Below are 2,407 nucleotides of genomic sequence, written 5' to 3'. Positions count from 1 at the left end.
TAGTTGAAATGGCAAATTCAGAACGAGACAATACCGCGGCGTACTATACCCGACAGGATATTTGTTTCGGGATTGTAAATAATCTTCCCGAAGCCAAGAATTTTGACCATATTTCAATTCTGGAGCCTTCAATAGGCGTAGGGAATTTCCTCCCATGCTTGATTGAAAGATATTCGTCTGTTCCATTTGTTAGTATTGATGTAGTTGATATTAATCCTGCTTCCATCGAATTGCTAAAAGAGATGGTTGCCAAAATGAATGTGCCTAACAACTTCACTATAAATTATATTGTCGGGGATTTTCTTTTATATAATTTCACGGACAAATACGATATCGTGATAGGGAATCCTCCGTATATGAAGTTGACTAAGGATAAGAAGTTGGCGGCTATATACAAGGCTTCAGCAGCAAACAAGGATACAAACAACATATTTGCTTTTTTCATTGAAAAGGCATTGACGCTGGGTGACTATGTTTCATTAATCGTTCCCAAAAGCTTGATAAATGCTCCTGAGTTCAATGAGACGAGAAAACTCATGAACGAATATTCACTGACTCATGTGATTGATTTCGGCGAAAAAGCATTTAAGGGCGTAAAGATAGAGACTATTTCATTCACAATCAATACAAAAAATAGTTCGAAAAATACTACAATATATTCGTATATCAATAATTCTGTATGGAATGTTGACCAGTCGTATATAACAGATTCTCAATTCCCTTATTGGCTATTGTATCGAAATTCGGACTTTGATGAGATTGCTTCCTCTATGGAGTTTGGCATATTCAAAGCATATCGTGACCGAGTTATAACAAAATCGGTCACCAAATCGAATGGTAAATTTCGTGTTCTCAAATCACGCAATATTGGGAACAATGAGATTATAGACATTCCAGACTATGATTGTTATATTGACGATGTAGAATCTTTCGATGTGTCTAAATATCTCAATCATACAGAATGTGTATTGTTGCCAAATCTTACGTACAATCCACGAGCATGTTTTATGCCAGAGAACAGTATCGCAGATGGGTCTGTTGCTATTTTAACGCTCTGCGATGAGGAAAATACTGTATCACCAGAAGATTTAGAGTTCTATTCAACTGAGAGTTTCTCGAAATTCTATGCCATTGCAAGGAATTTAGGCACACGCTCATTGAACATTGACAACAACTCGGTTTTCTTCTTCGGCAAACTTATAAATGCAGAATCATGAGAGATCAAATCAATTCATATCTAAGCCATTTTGACTTTGACATACGCAAATCGCATGATGCGCGGTATGTTGACCAGAAGTGCACCCCTGACATCGTGTGCTTCTTGGCTGATTGTATTTTGAATATTGCATCGTCACATCCGACATTTACAGCTAATGACATATGGCAGAGCCAATACTTCAAGCATAACTGTCGAGTGGTGTTCAATAAACCATACGCAGATGATGAAAGGGCGAAAAATGAATACAATAAATGGTTCTCTCAGCCACTGAAATTATTTCATACCGCTGGGATATTAAATGCAGATTTGACTACTCGGCCCGCAACTTATTCAATCAAGAATGAGGAACTTTTGGATTATATTTCACGAAGAGACCGAAACGCCTATAACTTCTTGTATTGTTTCTTTTCAAAGGTTCTCAAAGATAGTGGATTTTGGCGATTCTTTGAGGAATATTTGGAGAATGTCAGAAGCGAAAGAGACAGAGCTAAAACGGAATTGTATGACCGTTATTATCGCCTTATAAGTGGTAATACACCATCTCAATCAAGATTGGATATTAACAGAATGTTCCATAAGGTTTTGAATGTATTAGCAGCTGAACATAATGTTCCCGGAAGTAGTGGGAAAGAAGCCCGTATGTTCTCTGACCTTATGTACAATAAGAAAAACTGGAGAGATCTCAACAAGGAGAAATCAATCACCCGACAAGAAGCAGCAGAAGCCCAACAACACGACGAACAGCAAGAAGCATATAACGCATACTATGTGCAGAAAGCTATTGCTCTCATAAGAAAGATACAATCGGAAAGCGAAGTGCATGATGCTTGGTCAAACGGTCTGGCAACACAGGTTCACCATATCTTCCCGAAATCTCAATTTCCAGAGATCGCACACTATGTGGAGAATTTGATTCTTCTCACCGCTACTCAACATAATACAAAAGCGCATCCAAAAAACAACACGCAGATTGTCGACAAAGATTATCAGCTTGTGTGTCTTTTGGCAAAATCCGACACCATTGAGCAATCTCTGCGTCAAGTCGGAGAACGCTACTATCGGAAAGAATCGTTCTTGTATGTTATCAATACGGGACTTGACTGCGAACTAAGTATGCAGCTATCTTTCTCGGAGATTAAACATAATCTTATTAAATTGTATAATCGAGCATAAAGCCATAAAAAATGG

2 protein-coding genes are annotated in these 2,407 nt (G+C 38.0%); both read left to right on the top strand.

Translation table 11 applies throughout. The features are described from left to right. Positions 1-1,217, top strand: a 1,217-nt coding sequence (locus C5O24_RS12585) for an Eco57I restriction-modification methylase domain-containing protein (RefSeq protein WP_153061374.1), incomplete at its 5' end; no start/stop codon positions are given. Next, positions 1,214-2,392 (top strand): hypothetical protein, encoded by a 1,179-nt coding sequence (locus C5O24_RS12580; protein WP_107035949.1) that lies wholly within the window; start codon positions 1,214-1,216, stop codon positions 2,390-2,392. The genes C5O24_RS12585 and C5O24_RS12580, both read left to right, overlap by 4 nt. Positions 2,393-2,407 lie beyond the last annotated feature (15 nt).

Source organism: Paramuribaculum intestinale, assembly GCF_003024925.1.
In the GTDB taxonomy this organism is placed as follows: Bacteria; Bacteroidota; Bacteroidia; order Bacteroidales; family Muribaculaceae; genus Paramuribaculum; species Paramuribaculum intestinale.
This window is presented reverse-complemented; position numbering and strand designations above follow the sequence as displayed.